The 1742-nt window shown below is 78.2% G+C and carries 1 protein-coding gene and 1 pseudogene; both read right to left on the bottom strand.

Annotation, left to right across the window (positions count from 1 at the left end; all coding sequences use genetic code 11):
• The coding region (locus D476_RS0119070) for a lipid II flippase MurJ (RefSeq protein ID WP_017625530.1) at positions 1 to 1042 on the bottom strand (1042 nt) is incomplete at its 3' end.
• Between the two features lie 3 nt (positions 1043 to 1045).
• Positions 1046 to 1742 (bottom strand): annotated as a pseudogene (locus D476_RS33845) (hypothetical protein); the annotation flags it as partial.

The following is a 1742-nucleotide window of genomic DNA, read 5'->3' as shown; positions in this document are numbered from 1 at the left end:
CCGCCAGCGCTGTGGCCAGGCCGCCGGTGAGCACCACCACCGCACGAACCCCGGCCGAGAGCACCGCGGCGAACCCGTCGGCGTCGCGCTCGCCGTGGCGCACCGCCAGGGCGGTGAAGGCGCTGGTGGCGATGGGCACCGCCACCACGCCGTAGGGCAGGGTGAACAGCGCCCAGGCGTAGTTGTACAGCACCGCGTCCCCGGCGCCGCCGCCCCAGTTGGCCAGCGCCACCGACAGCAGCAGGCTGAGCTGCATCGCCACCAGCGGCATCAGCGCGGCGGCCGCCAGCGACCGCACCTTGCGCCCCACACCGGGCGGGAACCGCAAGCGGGGCCGCAGGCCCAGGCGCAGCCGCGCGACCGGGAGCAGGGCGGTGAGGAACATGGCCGCCACCCCGAGCGTGGTCCCTGCCGACAGCACCAGCCCGGCCGCCGTCGGCAGCCGCGCCGCGTCGGCGGCCTCCTGTCCGGCCAGCGGCACGAACGCCGCATAGGCGGCCATCACCACCAGGCTCGACACCAGCGGGGCCAGCGCCGGGGCGAGGAAGGCGCGGTGGGCCTGGAGGATGCCGTACAGCACCGCCGCCAGACCGTAGAACAGCACCTGGGGGGAGAACACCGCCAGGAAGCGGGCCGCCAGGGCCAGGACCGCGCCCCGGTCGCACCCGGGCAGGGGGCCCAGCATGGCCGCCATCACCGGGACGGCGGCGGCCGCCAGCAGCGCGCTCAGCGGGACCGCCGCCACCACGACCCAGGTGACCAGGGCCGAGGCGGTCTCCGCCACGTGCCGGTGGTCCCCGCGTGCGGCGGCCGACGCCAGCCCCGGCACGACCATCCCGGCCAGGGCGCCGCCGATGGCGATCTCGAACAGCACGGTGGGCAGCTGGTTGGCGGTCACGTAGGCGGTGCCCACGCAGGTGTCGCCCACGGTCTGGGAGAAGACCACGGTGCGCCCGAACCCGGCGAGGCGGGCCAGCGCGGTGACCGCGGCGATCAGCGCGGCGGCACCGGCGACGCCCGCCCCGGCGCGGCGCAGGCGCACCGCCTAATCCCCGTCGGGGGGAGTGGCCGGGGCCCCCTCGGCGTTCGCCTCGCGTCCTGCGGGCGTATGCGGGTGCGGGCCGTCGTGGACGGCGGCCTCTTCGGACCGCGCCGCGGGGACGTCGGCGGACGCCCGATCGGCAAGCGCCACCGCCCCCTCGTCGCGGGAGTCCGCGGACGTCGTGTCGGTCGGGGCCGGGCGGCGTCCCAGGCGGTCGAGGCGGCGCAGGGGCGGGGTGGCGTCGATGACCCGCGTGAAACTGACGATCTCGCTGGCGGCGGTCAGCGCGGCGGTCCCGGCCAGCAGAGCGAGACGCCCCCTTCGGGGCAGGCCCGCCGCGGCCACCGTTCCCAGCAGGGCGCCGACCGCGTTGGCCCCGGCGTCGCCGAGCATGGCCCGCTCCCCCAGGTCGTCGGGGAGCAGGGCCGCGGTGGCGCCGCACAGCGCCCCGGCCGCCGGGGCGGCGGGGCCCGCCAGGTGGGCGGCACCGGCCGCCAGCACGGCCTTGCCCGCCCTGCCGGGCCGCAGGTCGAGAAGGTTGACCAGGTTGGCGGTCCCGGCGATGAGCGCGCCGTCGAGCAGTATGTCGGCGGGGCGGCGGCCGAGCAGCGCCGCGGCGGCCAGGCCCGTCGCACCGATTCCGGCGATCTTGACCGCGCCGGTGGTGACCGTCCCGCGGGCCAGGGCGCCCAGGTGGCCG

Source organism: Nocardiopsis chromatogenes YIM 90109 (assembly GCF_000341185.1).
In the GTDB taxonomy this organism is placed as follows: domain Bacteria; phylum Actinomycetota; class Actinomycetes; order Streptosporangiales; family Streptosporangiaceae; genus Nocardiopsis_A; species Nocardiopsis_A chromatogenes.
The sequence above is the reverse complement of the archived record's forward strand: the minus strand, read 5'-3'. Positions and strand labels throughout refer to the sequence as shown.